An 18,612-nucleotide genomic window follows, 5' to 3' on the forward strand; every position below is an offset into this window, starting at 1 on the left:
TAAGCGCGCGCCCAGAAATGCGCGAAGACTTATGTTCGCGGATGCTAGAAGAAGCGGAATTGGCCGACAAACATGTTGGCCAAACCGGGCGATTACACCCCGTTTTTGGCAACGGTTCCTTGATGGCCGTTGCACGCATCAGACAGCTTGCTGACGAGCCGGGATTCGACGATTTGAATTATTGCCTGTGTTTTGAAACCGTTTTGCGCCACCTGATCCGATTACAAATCACCCGGATGCGCATCTGACGCACTTTGTTGCGGCAAGGTCCAAGTTTAATCGTCCGATTGGAATCTCACTGCCGCAATCCTCGCAATATCCGAAATCACTTTGTTGTATCCGAGTTAGGGCAGCGCTTAACCGGCGCGCTTCCAGATCACGATTTGCTTGCTGGGCCTTGGCCATCGCTTGGCTTTGTAGCGCGTCCATTCGGCTGAGCCTGCCAACTGCTTGCTGGTCCAATTCTACAATAGCCTGCGCGCTTTTACCCGAAGCAGAATGCTCTTCGAGTTCGGTTAGCCTAGTTCTTATACGGGCCTCAAATTCCGCTAACTCGGTTTCATTCATTTTTGTTACTCAGCAGATCACGGGTTTGCGTTTGGTGTTTTTACAACTAAATGGCATTCTAGGCGCAGCAAAGGATCAAAAGCCATGTTGGAAAAGCGCAGTCACGTGACACCGGTTGACCCGGTTTGGACCCGTATTACCACCGAAGCCCAAGCGGCCGTCGACGACGAGCCGTTGATGGGAGGCTTGGTGCACGCGTGTGTTCTGCACCACCGCAGTTTGGAAAGAGCTCTGTCTTATAGGATTTCGGCCAAGCTGTGCTCGAATGAAATGTCGATGATGGTGCTGCGTGAAATCGTAGATGAATCTTATGCGGATGACCCGTCTCTGGTCGAGGCCGCCCGTGCGGACTTGATGGCCGTCTACGAACGCGATCCAGCGTGCCACCGTCTCTTGCAGCCGATCCTGTACTTCAAAGGGTATCAGGCAATGCAGGCCTATCGCGTAGCGCATTGGCTATGGAATAAAGGCCGCCATGATCTGGCATATTTCTTCCAGATGCGTTCTTCCGAGATTTTCGGAATCGACATTCACCCGGCTGCCCGTATCGGCAAGGGCATTATGATCGATCACGCTCACTCGATCGTGATTGGTGAAACGGCCGTGGTTGGCGACAACGTCTCGATGTTGCATTCGGTGACCCTTGGCGGAACCGGCAAAGAAGAAGAGCAACGCCATCCCACTATTGGTGATGGAGTTCTGATCGGGGCTGGTGCTAAGGTTTTGGGTAATATCGAGGTGGGCCATTGCAGCCGCATCGCCGCAGGTTCGGTGGTTTTGCAAGAGGTTCCGGCTTGCACGACGGTTGCTGGCATTCCAGCCAAGATTGTGGGTGAGGCCGGGTGTGATCAGCCGTCGATCTCGATGGATCACATGCTGGGCAAAGATAAGTAATCGTCAGCTTATGAACAAAAAAAGCCGCCTCGTATCCGAGGCGGCTTTTTTTTGTTTCTGCGAACGATTACGCCAACATGACCATCGGGTTTTCCAGATTGTCGACGATGGCTTGCAGAAGTTCTGCACCCAACGCGCCGTCGATAACACGGTGATCTACCGACATGGTAACCGACATGACGGTGGCGACGGTTAGTTCTCCGTCATCACCAACGACCGGTTTCTTAACGCCAGAACCCACAGCCAGAATACCGGCATGAGGTGGGTTCACGATTGCGTCAAAGTTGTCGATGCCAAACATACCGAGGTTCGAGATCGCAAAAGTACCACCCTGGTATTCGTGCGGTGCCAACTTGCGTTCGCGTGCGCGAGATGCGAGGTCTTTCATCTCGGTCGACAGCGTAGACAGCGATTTCATGTCGGCATCCTGTAGGACCGGCGTAAACAAGCCACCTTCGATTGCTACCGCTACAGCCACATCCGAAGGTTTCAGTTGCAGCACACGGTCACCGGCCCAGACCGCGTTACAGGCTGGTACCTGTTGCAGCGCGTTGGCTACCGCCTTGATGATGAAATCGTTGACGCTGAGCTTCACGCCCCGGCCTTCCAATTGCTTGTTCAACTGGCTGCGGAATTTTAGCAGTGCGTCCAGCTTGATGTCGCGGCGCAGGTAGAAATGCGGGATGGTCTGCTTGGCCTCAGACAAACGCGCAGCAATGGTCTTGCGCATACCGTCGAGCTTGATTTCCTCGTATTCGCGTCCCTCGTACATACGGGCAACAGCGTCTGCTGATGGACCGGCAGGTGCAGCCGCTGCAGGGGCTGCCGCAGAAGCTGCGGCCGGAGCGGCTGTCGTGGCGGGTGCTGCCGACGCACCTTCTACATCTGCTTTGACAATACGACCATGCGGACCGGTGCCTGTGATTTGCGCCAGGTCCAGGCCTTTTTGTGATGCGATCCGGCGCGCAAGAGGTGAGGCAAAGATACGACCGCCATCGGCCTTGACCGGAGCAGCCGGGGCAGGGGCGGACGCCTCGGACGCCGCAGGGGCGGCCTCGTTGCCCGCAGCGACTGCTGGGGCAGCCGCTGGCGCTGCGGCAGGCGCAGATGCGATATCATCAGCGCTCTCGCCGTCCTCTAGCAGGACTGCGATGGCAGTGTTGACCTTGACCCCCTCGGTACCTTCGGCGATCAAGATCTTGCCAATCGTACCTTCGTCAACGGCCTCGAACTCCATCGTGGCCTTGTCGGTTTCGATCTCAGCCAGCAAATCGCCTGAGGAGACAGTGTCGCCTTCCTTAACCAGCCACTTGGCGAGCGTACCTTCCTCCATTGTCGGTGAAAGGGCGGGCATCAGAATTTCGGTGGGCATCTGTTTGTCGCTCCTTACCGGTAGGTAACTTGTTTGACGGCGGCGATCACCTCATCGGTGGTGATCAGGGCCAGCTTTTCGAGGTTGGCGGCGTAAGGCATTGGAACATCCTTGCCGGTGCAGTTGATAACCGGGGCGTCGAGGTAATCGAACGCTTCCTGCATCACGACGGACGAGATGTAGCTGCCGACCGAACCTTGCGGCCAGCCTTCTTCAACGGTCACCAGGCGGTTGGTTTTCATCACCGAGTTGATGATCGCGCCGGTGTCCATGGGCCGGATGGTGCGCAGGTCGATAACTTCGGCGCTGATGCCTTCTTCGGCCAGCTTGTCGGCGGCTTCCAACGCGTATTGCATACCAATGCCGAAGCTGACGATGGTCACGTCCGAACCTTCACGCCAGATGCGCGCTTTGCCCAACGGTATGGCTAGGTCATCCACCTGCGGTACGTCGAACGAGCGGCCGTAGAGAATTTCGTTTTCAAGGAAGACCACCGGATTGGGGTCGCGGATCGCCGATTTCAGCAGGCCTTTAGCGTCGGCTGCCGAATAGGGCATCACGACTTTCAGGCCGGGGATCTGCATGTACCAAGCCGTGTAGTCCTGAGAGTGCTGAGCAGCCACACGAGCCGCAGCACCGTTCGGGCCGCGGAACACGATTGGACAACCCATCTGGCCGCCGGACATATAAAGCGTCTTAGCGGCCGAGTTGATGATCTGGTCAATCGCCTGCATGGCGAAGTTGAAGGTCATGAACTCGACAATCGGTTTCAGGCCACCAAAGGCCGATCCAACTGCGATACCAGCAAAACCATGCTCGGTGATCGGAGTATCGATCACGCGCTTGCCGCCGAATTCGTCCAGCAGACCTTGAGAAACTTTGTAGGCGCCCTGATATTCGGCGACTTCTTCGCCCATCAGGTAGACGTCTTCGTCGCCACGCATTTCTTCGGCCATTGCATCGCGCAAGGCTTCGCGGACGGTTTGCTGTGCCATAGGAGCGTCTGCAGGCCAGTCGGGCGACAGGTCTACAACCGGCGCAGCAGGGGCAGCGGCAGGAGCGGGGGCCTCAACCGCCGCCGGGGCGGCCTCAGCCACCGCTTCGGCTGCGGGGGCGGCCGCGGGCAGGGTGGAAGCGTCCTCACCTTCTTCGACGAGGATCGCGATGGGGGTATTCACCTTCACCCCTTCGGTGCCTTCAGCGATTAGGATTTTGCCTACGATACCTTCATCGACAGCTTCGAATTCCATCGTCGCTTTGTCGGTTTCGATTTCGGCCATGATGTCGCCGCTGGAAACGGTGTCGCCTTCTTTGACCAGCCACTTGGCCAGCGTGCCCTCTTCCATCGTGGGCGAAAGGGCGGGCATGAGAATTTCGGTTGCCATGTCTTATTCGTCCTCTCAGGCGTAAATGTCGGTCCAGAGCTCTTCAACCGAAGGCTCAGGGCTTTCTTTCGAGAATTCGGCGGCCTGGTTAACGATCTCTTTGATCTCTTTGTCGATCGCCTTCAGGTCATCCTCGGTCGCGTGTTTGCCAGTCAGAAGCAACTCGCGGACGTGTTCGATCGGGTCGCTTTGTTCGCGAACCTTCTGAACCTCTTCGCGTGTTCGGTACTTGGCCGGGTCCGACATCGAGTGTCCGCGATAGCGGTAGGTTTTGATTTCCAGAATGTAAGGGCCTTTGCCAGCGCGGCAGTGCGCGACGGCTTTTTCACCGGCTTCTTTAACCGCCAGCACATCCATACCGTTAACGATCTCACCCGGGATGCCAAAGGCTTCACCACGATGGTAGATGTCCTTGGTCGAGGTCGAGCGCGCCTGAGCGGTGCCCATCGCGTACTGGTTGTTCTCGATCACGAAAATTACAGGCAGATCCCAAAGGGCAGCCATATTGAATGTCTCGTAGACCTGTCCTTGGTTGGCAGCACCATCTCCGAAATAGGTGAATGTGACGCCGCCGTTTTCTTTGTACTTGTCCGCAAAAGCCAGACCCGCACCAAGCGGAACCTGGGCGCCAACGATGCCGTGGCCGCCATAGAAATGCTTCTCTTTCGAGAACATGTGCATTGAGCCGCCCTTACCTTTGGACAGGCCGCCAATACGCCCGGTCAGTTCGGCCATAACTCCACCCGGATCCATGCCGCAGGCCAGCATATGGCCGTGGTCGCGATAGGATGTGATCCGTTTGTCGCCTTCCTTGGCGGCGGCCTCAAGGCCGACAACAACCGCTTCTTGTCCGATGTAAAGGTGGCAGAAGCCCCCGATCAGACCCATGCCATAGAGTTGGCCAGCTTTTTCCTCGAATCGGCGGATCAGCAGCATCTCACGGTAGTAGGTAGTTAGCTCTTCCGCAGAAACGTTTGGTTTCTTTGTGGTTTTTCGCGCAGCCATTGTGGCGATCTCCCCCTCTCGGCAAGATAGTTTAGCGTTAAACTATCTCATAAAGCATTTCCGGCTTTCTGGCGAGGGTAAATGTGACGCAGCGTCGGAACCCGCAAAACATGGCTGGTTTAAGCCTAGACCAAAGGGGCTGCAGCTAAGGTGGAGAAGATTTGGCTGGCTGGATCAGCGAATGACGATCTCGTCCGAACGGATCATGCCCAGAACCGAACGGGCCTGTTGATCCAAAAGATCGAGATCCAGATAGGTGTCCGAAAGACGACGGGTCAGGTTTTCCATTTCGGCGATCTCAGCTTCAAGCTTTTCCAGATCGCGTGACAGGGCGTCCCGTTCCGCCGCAATTTCGACCCGTCTGAACAGGCCATAGTCGCCCTGCACGGCAGCGAAGGTGAAATAGACACCCAGCATAAATGCCACCATGAAGAAAACGACTGCGCCCAAACCGGGCCGATGGGAACGGGACACTCTGTTTACCGCCGTATGAAGCTTGCCTCAAAAAACGTGCCCTTTCCGGGCATCTGTCCGCACTATGTCACAGGCGATTCGGGTTGTGAATCCCTTGATTCGCACTTTTTTCACTTTGTTTGTTGCTTGCCGTCATCGCCACGCTTCGAGTGCCTGATTTCGGGTTAGTGTCTGCTCTTCCATGCAGACCCAATAGAACATGGGTGCTGCGCTGCCATCGCTTTCCAACTCTGGCTCGCACGCTGCATCTCGGGTTTTCAACCAAGCGCGCTGCTCGTTTAGCAAGGCTTGCCCGCTGCCGCGCGTATCTGCCAGCGGTTTGACCTCTTTCCAGATCCGGTTGAGTTCGCGGTCCGCGATCTCCCACTTTTCCTTAGCGCAAAAATTCGCATCCAACTGCGTTTGCCCGCTGCAACTGGATTGTGCGAGGCCGGGCATGGGCAAGAGGAGGGCAAAAAGGCCGGCAATACATCTCATGGCAAAACCTCCACCGAATGATGGGGATTTTACCACAAGACCTAGTTTGCGACCAATTTTCCCGACCGGTCAGCCTTCCAGCGCAGCAACACCGGGCAGTGTTTTGCCTTCCATCCACTCAAGAAACGCGCCGCCAGCGGTCGAAATATAGGAGAAGTCTTTGGCTGCCCCAGAAGCGTTCAGTGCGGCAACCGTGTCTCCGCCACCGGCAACCGAAGTCAGTTGACCAGAACGGGTAAGTGCTGCGGCTTTCAAAGCGGCGGCGTTGGTTGCTGCATCAAAAGGCTCAATCTCAAACGCGCCAAGTGGTCCGTTCCATATCAGGGTTTGGCTTTTGGCGAAGATCTCGGTAATGGCCGCCACGCTCTCTGGTCCGGCATCCAAAATCATGCCTTCGTCGGTGCACTGGTCGGCTGGCAACACTTTGTGAGGGGCGTTAGCCTCAAACTTTTCGGCAACCACGATGTCAACAGGCAGAACTATGGTGCAGCCAGAGTTCTCGGCTTTGGCCAGGATTTCAGCGGCTGTGTCCTTCATGATCCGTTCAGCAAGCGATTTGCCCACGTTCAAGCCCTTGGCAACAAGGAAGGTGTTGGCCATGCCGCCGCCGATAACAAGGTAATCCACCTTGTCGATCAGGTTGCCCAAAAGCTCTAACTTGGTCGAAACTTTAGCACCGCCCACAACCGCCGTGACAGGGCGCTTAGGTGCGCCCAAAGCGCCTTCTAGAGCTTCCAGTTCGGCTTGCATCAAACGCCCTGCGCAAGAGGGAAGCAAGCGGGCGATGGCCTCGGTCGAGCTGTGCGCGCGGTGTGCGGCAGAGAATGCATCGTTACAGTAGACTTCGCCAAGCTTGGCCATTCCGGCGGCGAGATCAGCGTCGTTCTTAGTTTCAGCCGCGTGAAAGCGCGTGTTTTCAAGCAGCAGAACCTGACCGGGCTGCAGTGCATCAGCTGCCAGTTCCGCCTCGGTACCGACGCAGTCGGCTGCAAACAGAACCTTGGAACCAAAGGCGGCCTCAAGGGTTGGGATGAGTTGCTTCAGTGAAAGGTTCTCGCGCCGTTCGCCGCCGGGGCGTCCGAAATGCGCAAGCAAAATGGGTTTGCCGCCTGCAGCCAGAATATCGCGGACGGTTGGCACAATGCGCTGAATACGTGTTGCATCGGTCACGACCCCGTCTACGACTGGCACATTGATATCCACGCGCACCAGCACGCGTTTCCCGTTCAGATCCATGTCGTCCAGTGTTTTCCAGGCCATCGTGCAATCCTCGAAGATTTGAAAGTGATTTAGGCGGTTCTTTTCCTGCATTTTGCCCTCAGGTCAATGCGTCACTTGGCATTCATGCGCCCGCGTCATAGGTATTTGCGCAAGACAAACGACAGGAGGGCCTCATGGCCGAGATCAAGGATCCCGAAAACACAATCATCATCGAACTGAAAGGCGGTAATGTCGTCGTTGAATTGCTGCCGGATGTTGCCCCGCAGCACAGCGCGCGGATGAAAGAACTGGCCCGCGGCGGTGAGTACGACAACGTGGCTTTCCACCGTGTGATTGATGGCTTCATGGCGCAGACTGGCGACGTTCAGCACGGTGACATGGAAGACGGGTTCAACTTGCGTATGGCGGGCACAGGCGGCTCATCGCTGCCGAATGTACCGGCTGAATTCTCAAAGTTGCCGCATGACCGTGGCACGCTGGGTGCCGCCCGTTCGCAAAACCCTGACTCGGCCAACTCGCAGTTCTTCATCAACTTCAAGGACAACCATTTCCTGAACGGTCAGTACACCGTCTATGGCCGCGTCATTGACGGGATGGAGCATGTAGACGCAATCGTACGCGGTGAGCCGCCAGCGAACCCTGACCGCATGATCAGCGTCAAGGTGGCAGCAGATGTATAAGCTGGCCGCTGCTTTTGCCCTTCTGGCCAGCCCTGCGCTGGCCACCGGGCTTCAGATCGATATCGAGGGTGAGGGCGCCAACGGCACCGTCACTGTCGATTTGTTCGAAGACCTGGCTCCGAAAAATGTCGAACAGATCAGCACTTTGGCCGCAGAAGGTAAGTATGACGGGGTGGTCTTCCATCGCGTGATTGAGGGCTTCATGGCGCAGACTGGTGATGTTCAGTACGGTCGTATCGGTGGCGACATGCGCCGGGCGGGTACAGGTGGGTCAGACCGCCCTGATCTGCCGGCCGAATTCTCGGACTATAACTATGACCGCGGGGTTGTAGGCATGGCGCGAGCACAGGACCCCGACAGTGCCAACTCGCAATTCTTCATCATGTTTGAGCCGGGCCCGTTCTTGAATGGTCAATATACGGTTGTCGGTCAGGTGACTGATGGCATGGACGTGGTAGACGCGATTAAGCGCGGCGACGGCCCCAACGGCACTGTAATTGGTCAGCCGGACGTGATGAAAAAAGTCACGGTCACAGACTAAAAAGCTAGCCCCGGCGCTCGAAACGCCGGGGCTTTTTGTACTTTTGAGTTTAGTCGTCGCCCATTGCCTGCCAGATCACTGCCCCGATGGCAGCACCGATCAGCGGAGCAACCCAGAATAGCCAAAGCTGTGCGAGGGCCGGGCCGTCGGCAAACAGGGCCACACCAGTAGAACGCGCCGGGTTGACCGAAGTGTTCGTGACTGGGATCGAAATCAAATGGATCAGCGTCAGGCACAAACCAATTGCCAGAGGGGCAAAGCCGTCTGGTGCAAAGTTTGAAGTGGCGCCAAGGATGACCACAATGAAGAAGGCGGTCATCACGATTTCTATCACCAAAGCAGACATCATCGAGTAGCCCTCTGGCGATGCCTCACCGTAACCATTGGACGCAAAACCGCCGACGCCTTCGAAACCGGGCGCGCCGCTGACAATCAGGTAAAGCACTGCAGCAGCAGCAATCGCGCCGGCCACCTGTGCGATCCAATAGGGGATCAGGTCTTTGGCAGGGAATCTGCCACCGATCATCAAACCCAAGCTGACAGCGGGGTTGAAGTGGCCGCCCGAAATGTGTCCTACAGCGTATGCCATTGTCAGGACCGTCAGGCCAAATGCAAAGGAAACACCTAGCCAGCCGATGCCGACATCGGCAACGCCCGCTGCCAGTACGGCACTGCCGCAACCGCCCAGCACCAGCCAGAACGTGCCGAAAAACTCGGCCATGAGTTTTGATGACATGAAAAATCCTCCTGAAAACACCACTTTAAGGTTAATTCAAAAATCACATTTTGTGAAACGGTGCGGTAAGGGGAAATTTCTTGGGCTCTTTTCGCGAATGGAAATCAAGCGATATGAGGATAACTGCGTTTGTCTAAGGCCAGGTCGCTGGGTCCAACAGGAACAGTTTTGAAAGCTGTTCGTAGACTTCCGGCACAGCTGCCTTCAGCTGTTTTGGCTGCTCAAAAAACACTTCGACAGAGACGGCAAAGAACTCTTCGTGACCAACAGCACCATAGGGATCAATAACCGTGTGCCGGCGGTGTTCAACTGCACGAACATGGGCATCGTAGGCAGTCAGAAACACACGCTCCCATTCGGCAAAGCTTTGTCCGTCGCTGAGGATCGGGACGCCGTTGGTACCACCTGAAAGGTCATCAATCTGGTGAGCAAATTCGTGCAGTACAACATTGTGACCGTCCCGATCATTCTGAGCACCTTCTTTGCTGTGCCGCCATGACAGGATCACTGGCCCACGATCCCAGCTTTCGCCAGTTCGAACGATTTCCTTCTCGCTCACGACGTAGCCGTCTTGCCTGCGTTGGCGTGACTTGAAGGCATTTGGATAGATCAGGATGGTTGTTAAGTGATCATACCAAAGGTCACTGTTAACCAGCAGCAAGCTTGCCTGCGCGGCAATCGCGAGTTCCATCTCTTCGGTGACTTCCAGCCCATCGCAACCGATAAACTGCACTTGATCCAAAAACAGGTTCACTTTGCCGTCCAGCTTTGCGCGCAGATCAGGTGGAAGGCGACGTATTAGGGGAACCTGCTGTTCGATCACATCCCGTTGGTGGACGGTCAGAGGCGTGGACAGCAAAGTTTGCCGAACTTGGGTTTTGGACCAGTGACGGTACAGAAAGAAACCCACGATCAACAAAAGAATGGAAAAAAAGATCAGCATGTCAGAACCCTATACCGACCAATTCCTGCAGCAAGGGTAAAAGAAAAACGCCGCAGAATGGTCTGCGGCGTTTGGCTGTTAGATTATTCGCGCAGAGTTACTGCTTAACTTCAGCCGCTGGGTTTGCACCTGACTTGGCGCTGCGGCCTGGGTTCAGCGGGTCGTCCTGACGCTGCACCGAACCTTCGAAGTGCGCACCGCTTTCGATTGCGATGGTCTTGTGGATGATGTCGCCTTCGACACGTGCGGTCGAAGTCAGGCGCACTTTCAAACCACGAACGCGGCCCACGATACGGCCGTTGATCACGACATCATCAGCGGTGACTTCACCCTTGATGGTCGCAGTCTCTCCGATGGTCAGCAGATGCGCGCGGATGTCGCCTTCTACTGTGCCTTCGACCTGAATGTCGCCGGATGTCTTGAGGTTACCGGTGATGTGCAGGTCCGATGACAGAACCGATGCCGGAGGCTTGGGCTTGGGCGCGGTGCTGGCCTTGGGTTCCGCCGGCGCTGGCGTTGCCGGAGTCGCCGGAGCGGCAGGCTTGGCTGCCTCGGGGGCGTTGGTTCCGGGCTCGTTGATTTTGCTCTTAGAAAACATTTCTCGCAGCCTTGATGTAAGTCATTGGGTTAACAGGTTTTCCGTTTACGCGCACTTCATAATGCAGATGCGTTCCGGTAGACCGTCCGGTGCTACCCATATCAGCAATATGATCTCCGCGCGAGACCCTTTGACCGACCTTAACCCGGATCTTGGTGTTATGGGCATAAAGTGTCTCAATTCCGAAGGCGTGTTTGATTTTCACCAAACGGCCAAAACCGGATTGCCATCCCGCGTGGGTCACAACGCCGTCGGCAGTGGCGAAGATATCAGTGCCCTGTGGTCCAGCAAAATCCACACCATTGTGCATGCGCCGCCCACCGGTCTTGGGGTCACGGCGGTTGCCGAATCCACTGGTAAAGCGCACTACAGAATGAACGGGGTTGGCAAAGGGGGCCTTTTCGGCGGCGAGGCGGTACAGATTTAGCTGGTCCATCTGTTGCAGCAGTGCATTTGCGCGGATCTCGTCGGGGGTCAGTTCCTCACCGCGCGTGCTGAAAGAGATGGGAGTCAGAGGCCCGCCCATACCGCTGTATCCGCGGCGGACCTCTTCGATGATACGGTCAGTAGGCATACCGGCCTGACGGAACATTTTGTCCAGTGGCTCGACCGAGATAACCATTGCTTCTTCTAACTGGCGGAAAATCTCGTCGCTGCGCTCCTGCATCAACTGAATTTCCAACTCAAGTTCGTCTCTTTGGTCCAATGCGTCCTTGGCATTGGCTGCTATCAGATCGCGTTCCTGTGCCGTACGGGCCAAAGCTTCGGTCATGAAGTTCATTTGCTCAGGATCGGCGATCGCGGCGAGGTACATTTCGCCTTCACCTGTCCCTTGTTGCATGTTTGCCAGTTCGGTTCGGGCATCTTCGCGCTGTTTCATAGTGGCGCGAAGGGTGGTCTGAATAACTTCGATACCGGTTTCCAGCTCACGCCGACGGTTTTCCGAAGCCAGCAGTTCCGATTGCATCGCGGAAATCTGCTCAAGTGCCGCGTTAAAGCGGTCCTGCGCGGCCAGAGCTTCGTGAGCACGAGCGTCACGTTCCGCCGACAGGATATTAAGGCGCTCCTGATAGGTCGCCTGATCGCGTTTTGCCTGATCACGGAAGTTGCCAGATCCAATGCTGTCCATCAGCAGAATCGCAGTGGCGACCGCCGTCCAGCCAACAATAACTGCAACGCCGGCAACAGCGACCACCTGCGTTTCCGAGCTCAGCCGGATAAACCGCGTGTCGTTGTCAGACTTCAGAAAAACACGGCGCTCTGGAAAATGCCGCTCAAGCAGTGAATGTAGTTTGATTGCAAGACGTGTTCGCACGCGTCCTCACCTCTCATCCCCAAGATCGGGATCGGTCGTGAGTTGTAGCCGTCCCTTGGGCGACGTGCATAGAGCGCCATGTTGATTTGGGCAAGAATGTTAACCAGTTCACACAACAAAGCAGGAATTTCCCGCCAATTCTCGGCGGGAAATTGCCGATAACGTCAACTTGAGCGCAAATCTTACGCGTGACCGGGCGGGGGCAGCTCTTCGGTCAGTGGCCAATAGAAGTCGGGGGGCAACCCGGCCTCGGCGCGTTTTTCTTCGTTGAAGGGTGGTTTGAGAACGCCATGGAAATAGCGCCGGACCAGCTGGTGGAAGACGTCCTTTGGATCGGCGTTTTCACGCCCGCACAGAGATTCGTTATACCAACTAAAATCGTTTTATCATTGTATTCATCAGTGCAATCCCCTTGAAAACAATCAATACATCGAACCGAGATACTTCCACTTCAAAAAGTTCCACGTACATTGTGGAACTTTTTCGCCTCAAAACCCGATCAAAAGTCCCATGTACTTGAGTTCCAATCTTGATCGAAACGAGGACAGAAACGGCGAACGGGAAGAGCATTAGGTTTGGCTTGGGTAATCCTTCTGCTTCACTAGGATAGGTTGGAAGGCTCAGGCGGTTACTCATTGGTGCAAGCTGGGCCTGCTCGGATCACGCAAAGTTCCGCATGGCCCAAGCGAGTCTTTCTTGGTCAGACCGCAGCAGCTTGCGATCTTCCAAAGCGAGCAAGCCTGTCCTCTTGCAAAGTCGAGGCCATCCTTGATGTATTCATAGGAGTATGGCCAAAAGTACCTTTGCCCATTAGCCACGGATCGGAAAGCCCAAATGGAGAAAAGGCTTATCGTTGCCTCACTGAACTGGTGTGGTCAATTTCCAGCGATCACCCTGACGCGGCAATACCCGTGTTGAAACGCCTGATCTCGGATAGCCGTTGCGCTGATATGGTCAAAGACCTCAAAAGCATACGCTCCGCACAGACCAGAAAGAAAGCTCTTGCAGATTTCACCCCACCGACACCACTGCAAATTGTGGAGATGCTAGACCACGGCGCAGTTGTTACCGTCGATGGGTTAAGAAAACTCGTGCTGCACGAGCTATTCAAACTTCAAGGCGCAATAGACGGTGGAGAATTCGATACGGCATCTCTGTTCTACGCTGGAGATAAGAGGCTAGACGAAGAACCGTGCACCAAGATCATTGCTGAACGGCTGGACCTGATACTGCGGCCTCAAAGCATTACAATCACGCCAGAACACCATCTAAAGCATGATAAGCGCTGCGATTTTACGGCTGGAAAGCTATTAGGCAGCGAAAGACGTCTGCTTGTAACCGAGGTCAAAGGGCAATGGCATCCAAAGCTTTACGAGGCTGCCACTGAACAATTGAATAACTTGTATGCAATCCATCCAGACGCAGAGAAACAAGGTAACTATCTTGTCCTTTGGTTCGGCGAAAAAGAAAAAGTTGCAGGAAAGAAGAAACACGGCATCAAAAAACCGGTGGAGCTAAAGCGCGACCTAGAAGCCAAAATCTCATTAGAAATTAGAGGCTTCATTGATGTTTTCGTTTTGGACGTTTCGAAGAAATAGGAAACACATCGAGATTTTCAGAAATATTTTTCGTGGCCATATCATTACATCATCACAAGCCAACTTCTTCTGCAACCAAGAGGAGCTCGCACACAGAACCGAAAGAAGCATGCGTTATATTTCCTTGCTGGAAAGCTGCCATCATCAACCGACCCTGGATACATTAATCCGATTAAGTCGTGCTCTGAGACCGCCCTTGAGCCAGCTAATTCTGGAAGCGGAGCAAGAGGAAGAAAACACAGAATGATCCCGTTTGTTGAAACGGTCTCGCCCTTGATGAGTTGTAACTGTCGCCTTGTGTATCAGCGCGCAGGGTGATTACTTGAAGCACGAGGTCCGCAAAGGAAAATGCTTCAATGGCGCGGTCAAATGCCAATTTTCTCAGCGAACATAAGCAGGAAGCTCCTCAGCGAGCGGCCAATAAAAGTCAGGTGGCAATCCGGCATCTGCGCGTTTTTCTTCGTTGAACGGAGGCTTCAAACCTCCTTTGAAATAGCGCTTTACTAGCGCATGGAATACTTCTTTTGGATCACTATTGTCTCTGCCACAGCCGAAGTTAAACCATTTCGCCCCATACGCTACGTGGCTGACTTCCTCGCTGTAGATGGTTTTGAGGCTTTCAACGGCCGCGGTCTCGCCGGCTTTCTCGAAAATTTCTATCATTCCTGGCGTTACATCTAGCCCTCGTGCCTCCAATACCATTGGAACGATAGCTAACCGCCCTTGCAGGTCATTTGCAGTATCTGATGCCGCACGCCACATTCCATCATGAGCGGGCAGGGCTCCGTAGTAGCTTCCCATCGTTTCCAGGCAATCACAGATTAGATTGAAGTGTTTTGCTTCGTCGTCTGCGGCTTTCACCCAATCGTCATAAAATCCCATCGGCATCGGTACGTGGGCGAAACGTGAGATAATATCCCAGTGCAGATCGACTGCATTGAGTTCGATATGAGCGACTGCATGCAGGAGCGCTATTCTTCCTGCCGGAGATCCCGGCTTGCGCTTTGGTACGTTGCGGGGGCTGAGCAACTCTGGTTGCCGCGGGCGGGCAGGATGATCTGGTGGAATAGAACGTCCGATTTCAATGACTTCACCTGTAGTCCGCGCAGTTTTCCAAACAGAAGCGTAAGCTCGTGATTTGGCTGTTTTTGCGTGACCATCCTTCGTGGAGAGCACGTCGACTGCCATCGCAGTTAGCGTAGTCGGATGCTGCGTTTCAGCATCTTTTTCAGTACGGCTAGACAATGGGTAACTTGCTCCCGGGTCGGTAGAATTAGCAGAGCTTGGCTTTTAACCAAATGGTGCAACAAACTTTTTAAGGTTGCCCGCTACGCCTACTATAGGGCGCAGCCTGCGTCCAGATTTCAGGTTGCTGCGTGGTCTGAACCATCATGCGCTCCCGATTCAACGGCTGTGTGTCCGTGAGAGCGCATATTGAGTGACCGGTTCATTAGAAGATCGGACGGTTGATGAGCCAGCCCTTTAACTCGGGATACTGGCGAACGGATCGGTGAGCGGGGCTGGTAAACTAGACGAAGCGGGATACAGCACTGCTATCTGGGGCGGCGACCTTAATCATCGCAGCCCTAGATTGCGGTGCGGTAGCCCTTGAGAACCCCCACCAGGTATTTGGATTCAAATCCCGTTTATACTTTCGCGCCTTTGCTAAGCATAAAGCTGTTTGGCTTTTGACCTTCTTTCATTACGAACCTAACCGTGTCGCTCGAAAATTTGGCGTAAGCAGGTGAAGAACTTTCCGTATTGAAGGTTGTTGGCTTGTGCAGTCTTTTTGAACCAAGCTTCATCTTCCTCCAAAATCGAGAGATGCAGTTGCCCAACGTATTGAGACCTTGGCCTTCTACCTGTTCGAGTTGGTTTTTCACCTGATGCAAGGTGCGGTTTGACAAAAATCTTGTGTTCATTTTCGAGAGCCAATCGCTCCAAAAAGCGCATTTCCAGTCTGTTCAGTATTTCAATCATCTGGGTTTCTGTCAGATGAACTCTTTCCGCCATTTAACGGCCCCCGCTTTTTGCCAAACCTTTGTGCAGTTGAAATTTACCCCGAGATTCAAAGTATACTGTATAGACGACTAGCGTTACGTGGGCGATTTGTCAAAATATGGCGAACGCAAAAAACGACCCTCTGCTATTGGCATTTTCAAGAGTTTTGCGTCGCCACAGACTCGCCAAGAAGTTATCGCAACTAGAGCTCGCCACGCAGGCTAACCGAAGCATGCAATACATCTCACTTCTGGAATCCGGCCACCACCAACCAACTCTCGGAACGCTACAACTTCTCAGTGGCGCACTTGGTCTATCTTTGACCAGATTGGTATCCGAAATTGAAGAAGAAGCTGAGTAGAATCTAGCGATTTCTCTCGGTACACCTCTGGACATTGAATCTATCGCAGAAAACAACTCTGACGATAGTCACAACTGCCACCGATCAATGAACTTCTCGATCTGGATGACGTTAGCTTGGAGCTTCGTTCGCAGCGTCGATGCTAGGATGTCTGCCATGGGCGTGTCCTCATGTTGCGTGATAAGTCCATCATTGCCGGTCCACCGGATGTCGAAGAAATCAGGGCAGGGCATCTCCATGCCGCGGAGGGTGGCTTTCTCGTATTCCTCGAAAAACCACTCCCTAACGGTTCGCTTGATATACTCAGGCGCATCATCGTCTTCGAGTTGAAGGACCATCTGCTCTCGCCATGCGGCCCAGCCATAGGCGATTTCTTCAGGCCTCAAATGGATTCCGTTCATTTCGCCCTCCTTTCAGCTACTCCGCCTTCGCGTCGATGAACTCAGAGCTCCGCTTTTCCGCCATCTCTTCATAAGTCAGGTCTGCGCGATCCTTTGGTCCGATGGGAAACCACCGGCCGCTTTCGTCGTCTCTGACAGCAAATGTCATCCGCTAAAACGCGGATCTTCAGTCTCGGTGTAAACCGGCTCAATCACTCTCATCGTCATTCTCATCATACACTTTGCGCGCCCTGATCTCTTCTGCGGTGATCGGATCAGACAGCGGCAGTCGCCCGGCGATAAACTCGGCCTTTCTCCTTGCCAGGAATGCCCTAGTCAGTTCATCACCTCGCTCACCTGTTTTCCGCATCCAGAGCGTTGCGGCCTTCTCGACCAAAGCCCAGACGGTCTGCTTGCGCTTGTGGCTCAGGATCTCGCCCTTGATGCCTCGCTCTGCAATGCCGAGCTTGGCGCATTCTCTTTCGTTCATTTGGACTTCATAGTCGGAGATTTCAGCGAGGTCGCTGATGTTGCTCAGGTGCGCCCTGGCAACCTCTCTCTCATTCACAAAGACAACGACTTTGAGCATGTTTCACCAATTCTTCTTCACGCAAGCAGGGCAACGTCCGTGCTCATCAGTCCGGTCGATCTGACCCCTATAGCCACACACATTGCAGGCCATCCCATCCTTCAAAGGCCGCCCATCTCCGAATAGGCGCTTACTCTGCGGACGCCTGGACGACACGAGCTCATGTGCACACCAACAGCACAGCGTTGTGACAAAGCCCTCTACGAGCTGCACCTGGGCTGCGTTGCTGCACTTTTCGCAGCTGTGATTGGCTCGTTCGATTGTCGCTTGAAACAAGCTGTCGATCCGCTCGTCCTTAACCACAGTCCTGAAATAGATACGCAACTGGCCAAACTTTTGCTTTATCTGAGAGACCACAGGATACTCGATCTCCTGCTTGTCGCAGTGCTCCTTGATCTTCTGGAAAAGATCGTGACATGACCTGCCCAGCCGTCGGGCGTGTAACCCAGCTCTTTCTCAACTGAATTCTTGATGTCGCCATAATCGACGACGCCGATATTGCTATCCGACATGACGGACTCCTCCTAAATGGTAGGAGTGGAGGGGCATGATCCCTTACCGTCGACGCTAATCTGGCGTAAAGAGCTTATAAGACTCCTGGCCCACCATGGCACTCCCAAAGGCTCGCTGAATCAGCGAGTTATTCGGTTGCTCAATTGGTGTACGCAGCAAGTCATAACTTAGGCATAGCTCAAGACGTCACAGTTGTGAAGTGCCTCTCATGCCACACTTAGATGTGTCCGCGGGCACAATCCTATCCAGCTACCCCCGTGCGGACACTGTGCCTGAGTCCTCGTTTCGCGGCAAACCCTGTGCTCGTTGTAATCTCTCGGTGCTACGATCCAGGAACTGGCCTTCGACGAATTCCCCATCTTGAACCCAAAACCTGTCTGGCGTCGAAATAGTCGATACGGCCCTTGCCGGTGATTTCCACCGTTTCGCCGGGTTTGGCATCTTCGTAGCCGTCAGACGTGGCAAAAACCCGATCATGTTTTCCAACGAGTTCATATTCGACGGAAATTCGTAGGTCATCATCAGTCAGGTTCTTAACTCGGTATCGCCATTCATACTCGATTTCTGAGCTTGGTGCGTTCCAAAGGCTCCAAAAGCTAGTCACGGACGCCCGTTCGGTTGAAATGTACAATCCCTCGAAAGAATCAGACACATAATCCAAGGGCGGATCTTCCTTTTCATCATCGTCCCACGCGATACCAGATCGCGAAGAGTCTCGCTCCGATCCAAAGCCTTGCGGGATTCCTCGATAGATTTCTGGGTGGATATTAAAGTACCCGACAATCAGAACGACCAACGGGATAATAGTAACGCCTATGCCATACCAAATGGGGTGTCTTCTGCTCATTTTGCGCCTCTCGATACTGACAAAGCACTGTTATAACTAGGAATGCGGCACTACAACTGGTGGCCAGCAGAACTGGCGTCTCGTCACTAGTCTTGTGCGCCATGCTTTGACATAG

General features: G+C 54.3%; 23 protein-coding genes and 1 pseudogene. 7 read left to right on the plus strand and 17 right to left on the minus strand.

Annotated elements, in window-relative coordinates:
* The first annotated feature begins 17 nt into the window (after positions 1 to 17).
* Positions 18 to 248, plus strand: coding sequence for a DUF7742 family protein (locus tag ACR0EO_RS01215; RefSeq protein WP_480686568.1), 231 nt, complete (start codon positions 18 to 20; stop codon positions 246 to 248).
* Here the strand turns inward: ACR0EO_RS01215 and ACR0EO_RS01220 are convergent.
* Entirely contained in the window at positions 229 to 567 is a 339-nt protein-coding gene (locus ACR0EO_RS01220) for a TraR/DksA family transcriptional regulator (protein ID WP_480686569.1), read from the minus strand. The two genes, ACR0EO_RS01215 and ACR0EO_RS01220, sit on opposite strands and share 20 nt — an antisense overlap.
* 84 nt (positions 568 to 651) lie before the next feature.
* Here ACR0EO_RS01220 and cysE point away from each other — a divergent pair, with 84 nt between their 5' ends.
* On the plus strand, positions 652 to 1,461 hold the full coding sequence (cysE, locus tag ACR0EO_RS01225; protein WP_480686571.1) for a serine O-acetyltransferase: 810 nt from the start codon (positions 652 to 654) through the stop codon (positions 1,459 to 1,461).
* Between the two features lie 67 nt (positions 1,462 to 1,528).
* Here the strand turns inward: cysE and ACR0EO_RS01230 are convergent, their stop codons facing one another.
* The 6 genes from ACR0EO_RS01230 to ACR0EO_RS01255 all read right to left on the minus strand — a co-directional run bounded on the left by ACR0EO_RS01230 (position 1,529) and on the right by ACR0EO_RS01255 (position 7,434).
* A complete protein-coding gene (locus tag ACR0EO_RS01230; protein WP_480686572.1) occupies positions 1,529 to 2,833 on the minus strand; it encodes a pyruvate dehydrogenase complex dihydrolipoamide acetyltransferase in 1,305 nt (434 codons plus the stop codon).
* A 14-nt stretch (positions 2,834 to 2,847) separates the two neighbouring features.
* Entirely contained in the window at positions 2,848 to 4,218 is a 1,371-nt protein-coding gene (locus ACR0EO_RS01235; RefSeq protein ID WP_480686574.1) for a pyruvate dehydrogenase complex E1 component subunit beta, read from the minus strand.
* A 15-nt stretch (positions 4,219 to 4,233) separates the two neighbouring features.
* A complete protein-coding gene (gene pdhA / locus ACR0EO_RS01240; protein ID WP_480686576.1) occupies positions 4,234 to 5,223 on the minus strand; it encodes a pyruvate dehydrogenase (acetyl-transferring) E1 component subunit alpha in 990 nt (329 codons plus the stop codon).
* A gap of 174 nt (positions 5,224 to 5,397) precedes the next feature.
* On the minus strand, positions 5,398 to 5,697 hold the full coding sequence (locus ACR0EO_RS01245; RefSeq protein WP_480686577.1) for an FtsB family cell division protein: 300 nt from the start codon (positions 5,695 to 5,697) through the stop codon (positions 5,398 to 5,400).
* 132 nt (positions 5,698 to 5,829) lie between these two features.
* Positions 5,830 to 6,174, minus strand: a complete 345-nt coding sequence (locus ACR0EO_RS01250) for a lysozyme inhibitor LprI family protein (protein ID WP_480686578.1) — start codon at positions 6,172 to 6,174, stop codon at positions 5,830 to 5,832.
* Positions 6,175 to 6,243: 69 nt separating this feature from the next.
* Complete coding sequence (locus ACR0EO_RS01255) at positions 6,244 to 7,434, minus strand: phosphoglycerate kinase (RefSeq protein ID WP_480686579.1); 1,191 nt, start codon at positions 7,432 to 7,434, stop codon at positions 6,244 to 6,246.
* 134 nt (positions 7,435 to 7,568) lie between these two features.
* Between ACR0EO_RS01255 and ACR0EO_RS01260 the strand changes: the two genes are divergently transcribed.
* Together ACR0EO_RS01260 and ACR0EO_RS01265 are read left to right on the plus strand one after the other, a co-directional pair.
* Positions 7,569 to 8,075 carry a peptidylprolyl isomerase gene (locus ACR0EO_RS01260; RefSeq protein ID WP_480686580.1) on the plus strand — a complete coding sequence of 169 codons (507 nt, stop codon included), beginning with the start codon at positions 7,569 to 7,571 and terminating at the stop codon, positions 8,073 to 8,075.
* The gene (locus tag ACR0EO_RS01265) at positions 8,068 to 8,616 is read left to right on the plus strand and encodes a peptidylprolyl isomerase (protein WP_480686581.1); all 549 of its coding nucleotides are present in this window, start codon (positions 8,068 to 8,070) and stop codon (positions 8,614 to 8,616) included. Before ACR0EO_RS01260 ends, ACR0EO_RS01265 begins: the two co-directional genes overlap by 8 nt.
* A gap of 49 nt (positions 8,617 to 8,665) precedes the next feature.
* Here ACR0EO_RS01265 and aqpZ read toward each other — a convergent pair whose 3' ends face one another.
* The 5 genes and pseudogenes from aqpZ to ACR0EO_RS01290 all read right to left on the minus strand — a co-directional run.
* A complete protein-coding gene (gene aqpZ / locus ACR0EO_RS01270; RefSeq protein WP_480686582.1) occupies positions 8,666 to 9,352 on the minus strand; it encodes an aquaporin Z in 687 nt (228 codons plus the stop codon).
* Between the two features lie 133 nt (positions 9,353 to 9,485).
* Entirely contained in the window at positions 9,486 to 10,295 is an 810-nt protein-coding gene (locus ACR0EO_RS01275; RefSeq protein ID WP_480686583.1) for a M90 family metallopeptidase, read from the minus strand.
* Between the two features lie 97 nt (positions 10,296 to 10,392).
* Positions 10,393 to 10,893 (minus strand): bactofilin family protein, encoded by a 501-nt coding sequence (locus tag ACR0EO_RS01280; RefSeq protein ID WP_480686585.1) that lies wholly within the window; start codon positions 10,891 to 10,893, stop codon positions 10,393 to 10,395.
* The gene (locus ACR0EO_RS01285; RefSeq protein ID WP_480686586.1) at positions 10,883 to 12,208 is read right to left on the minus strand and encodes a DUF5930 domain-containing protein; all 1,326 of its coding nucleotides are present in this window, start codon (positions 12,206 to 12,208) and stop codon (positions 10,883 to 10,885) included. Before ACR0EO_RS01285 ends, ACR0EO_RS01280 begins: the two co-directional genes overlap by 11 nt.
* 182 nt (positions 12,209 to 12,390) lie before the next feature.
* A pseudogene (locus ACR0EO_RS01290) lies at positions 12,391 to 12,579 on the minus strand (DUF455 family protein); the annotation flags it as partial.
* Positions 12,580 to 12,843: 264 nt separating this feature from the next.
* On the opposite strand from ACR0EO_RS01290, the gene ACR0EO_RS01295 reads away from it, so the two are divergent.
* The gene (locus ACR0EO_RS01295) at positions 12,844 to 13,806 is read left to right on the plus strand and encodes a hypothetical protein (protein WP_480686588.1); all 963 of its coding nucleotides are present in this window, start codon (positions 12,844 to 12,846) and stop codon (positions 13,804 to 13,806) included.
* Between the two features lie 381 nt (positions 13,807 to 14,187).
* On the opposite strand, the gene ACR0EO_RS01300 is transcribed toward ACR0EO_RS01295, so the two are convergent.
* Together ACR0EO_RS01300 and ACR0EO_RS01305 are read right to left on the minus strand one after the other, a co-directional pair.
* A complete protein-coding gene (locus tag ACR0EO_RS01300) occupies positions 14,188 to 14,994 on the minus strand; it encodes a ferritin-like domain-containing protein (RefSeq protein ID WP_170724460.1) in 807 nt (268 codons plus the stop codon).
* 522 nt (positions 14,995 to 15,516) lie between these two features.
* Positions 15,517 to 15,819, minus strand: coding sequence for a hypothetical protein (locus tag ACR0EO_RS01305; RefSeq protein WP_170724461.1), 303 nt, complete (start codon positions 15,817 to 15,819; stop codon positions 15,517 to 15,519).
* Between the two features lie 106 nt (positions 15,820 to 15,925).
* Between ACR0EO_RS01305 and ACR0EO_RS01310 the strand changes: the two genes are divergently transcribed.
* Positions 15,926 to 16,168, plus strand: coding sequence for a helix-turn-helix domain-containing protein (locus ACR0EO_RS01310; RefSeq protein ID WP_170676400.1), 243 nt, complete (start codon positions 15,926 to 15,928; stop codon positions 16,166 to 16,168).
* A 68-nt stretch (positions 16,169 to 16,236) separates the two neighbouring features.
* Here ACR0EO_RS01310 and ACR0EO_RS01315 read toward each other — a convergent pair whose 3' ends face one another.
* Both ACR0EO_RS01315 and ACR0EO_RS01320 read right to left on the minus strand, forming a co-directional pair.
* A complete protein-coding gene (locus tag ACR0EO_RS01315) occupies positions 16,237 to 16,569 on the minus strand; it encodes a hypothetical protein (protein ID WP_170724462.1) in 333 nt (110 codons plus the stop codon).
* A gap of 187 nt (positions 16,570 to 16,756) precedes the next feature.
* The gene (locus ACR0EO_RS01320; RefSeq protein ID WP_480686591.1) at positions 16,757 to 17,038 is read right to left on the minus strand and encodes a hypothetical protein; all 282 of its coding nucleotides are present in this window, start codon (positions 17,036 to 17,038) and stop codon (positions 16,757 to 16,759) included.
* Positions 17,039 to 17,299: 261 nt separating this feature from the next.
* Here ACR0EO_RS01320 and ACR0EO_RS01325 point away from each other — a divergent pair, with 261 nt between their 5' ends.
* Positions 17,300 to 17,557 (plus strand): hypothetical protein, encoded by a 258-nt coding sequence (locus tag ACR0EO_RS01325; protein ID WP_480686592.1) that lies wholly within the window; start codon positions 17,300 to 17,302, stop codon positions 17,555 to 17,557.
* A 415-nt stretch (positions 17,558 to 17,972) separates the two neighbouring features.
* Here ACR0EO_RS01325 and ACR0EO_RS01330 read toward each other — a convergent pair whose 3' ends face one another.
* Positions 17,973 to 18,497 carry a hypothetical protein gene (locus ACR0EO_RS01330; protein ID WP_480686594.1) on the minus strand — a complete coding sequence of 175 codons (525 nt, stop codon included), beginning with the start codon at positions 18,495 to 18,497 and terminating at the stop codon, positions 17,973 to 17,975.
* Positions 18,498 to 18,612: the final 115 nt, after the last annotated feature.

It is taken from the genome of Ruegeria sp. BE9 (assembly GCF_056538765.1).

Coding starts and splice junctions, on each gene's coding strand:
- ACR0EO_RS01215 (WP_480686568.1), top strand. CDS start 18: ATGCGCGAAGACTTATGTTCGCGGATGCTAGAAGAAGCGGAATTGGCC.
- ACR0EO_RS01220 (WP_480686569.1), bottom strand. CDS start 567: ATGAATGAAACCGAGTTAGCGGAATTTGAGGCCCGTATAAGAACTAGG.
- cysE (WP_480686571.1), top strand. CDS start 652: ATGTTGGAAAAGCGCAGTCACGTGACACCGGTTGACCCGGTTTGGACC.
- ACR0EO_RS01230 (WP_480686572.1), bottom strand. CDS start 2,833: ATGCCCACCGAAATTCTGATGCCCGCCCTTTCACCGACAATGGAGGAA.
- ACR0EO_RS01235 (WP_480686574.1), bottom strand. CDS start 4,218: ATGGCAACCGAAATTCTCATGCCCGCCCTTTCGCCCACGATGGAAGAG.
- pdhA (WP_480686576.1), bottom strand. CDS start 5,223: ATGGCTGCGCGAAAAACCACAAAGAAACCAAACGTTTCTGCGGAAGAG.
- ACR0EO_RS01250 (WP_480686578.1), bottom strand. CDS start 6,174: ATGAGATGTATTGCCGGCCTTTTTGCCCTCCTCTTGCCCATGCCCGGC.
- ACR0EO_RS01255 (WP_480686579.1), bottom strand. CDS start 7,434: ATGGCCTGGAAAACACTGGACGACATGGATCTGAACGGGAAACGCGTG.
- ACR0EO_RS01260 (WP_480686580.1), top strand. CDS start 7,569: ATGGCCGAGATCAAGGATCCCGAAAACACAATCATCATCGAACTGAAA.
- ACR0EO_RS01265 (WP_480686581.1), top strand. CDS start 8,068: ATGTATAAGCTGGCCGCTGCTTTTGCCCTTCTGGCCAGCCCTGCGCTG.
- aqpZ (WP_480686582.1), bottom strand. CDS start 9,352: ATGTCATCAAAACTCATGGCCGAGTTTTTCGGCACGTTCTGGCTGGTG.
- ACR0EO_RS01275 (WP_480686583.1), bottom strand. CDS start 10,295: ATGCTGATCTTTTTTTCCATTCTTTTGTTGATCGTGGGTTTCTTTCTG.
- ACR0EO_RS01280 (WP_480686585.1), bottom strand. CDS start 10,893: ATGTTTTCTAAGAGCAAAATCAACGAGCCCGGAACCAACGCCCCCGAG.
- ACR0EO_RS01300 (WP_170724460.1), bottom strand. CDS start 14,994: ATGGCAGTCGACGTGCTCTCCACGAAGGATGGTCACGCAAAAACAGCC.
- ACR0EO_RS01305 (WP_170724461.1), bottom strand. CDS start 15,819: ATGGCGGAAAGAGTTCATCTGACAGAAACCCAGATGATTGAAATACTG.
- ACR0EO_RS01310 (WP_170676400.1), top strand. CDS start 15,926: ATGGCGAACGCAAAAAACGACCCTCTGCTATTGGCATTTTCAAGAGTT.
- ACR0EO_RS01315 (WP_170724462.1), bottom strand. CDS start 16,569: ATGAACGGAATCCATTTGAGGCCTGAAGAAATCGCCTATGGCTGGGCC.
- ACR0EO_RS01320 (WP_480686591.1), bottom strand. CDS start 17,038: ATGAACGAAAGAGAATGCGCCAAGCTCGGCATTGCAGAGCGAGGCATC.
- ACR0EO_RS01325 (WP_480686592.1), top strand. CDS start 17,300: ATGTGCACACCAACAGCACAGCGTTGTGACAAAGCCCTCTACGAGCTG.
- ACR0EO_RS01330 (WP_480686594.1), bottom strand. CDS start 18,497: ATGAGCAGAAGACACCCCATTTGGTATGGCATAGGCGTTACTATTATC.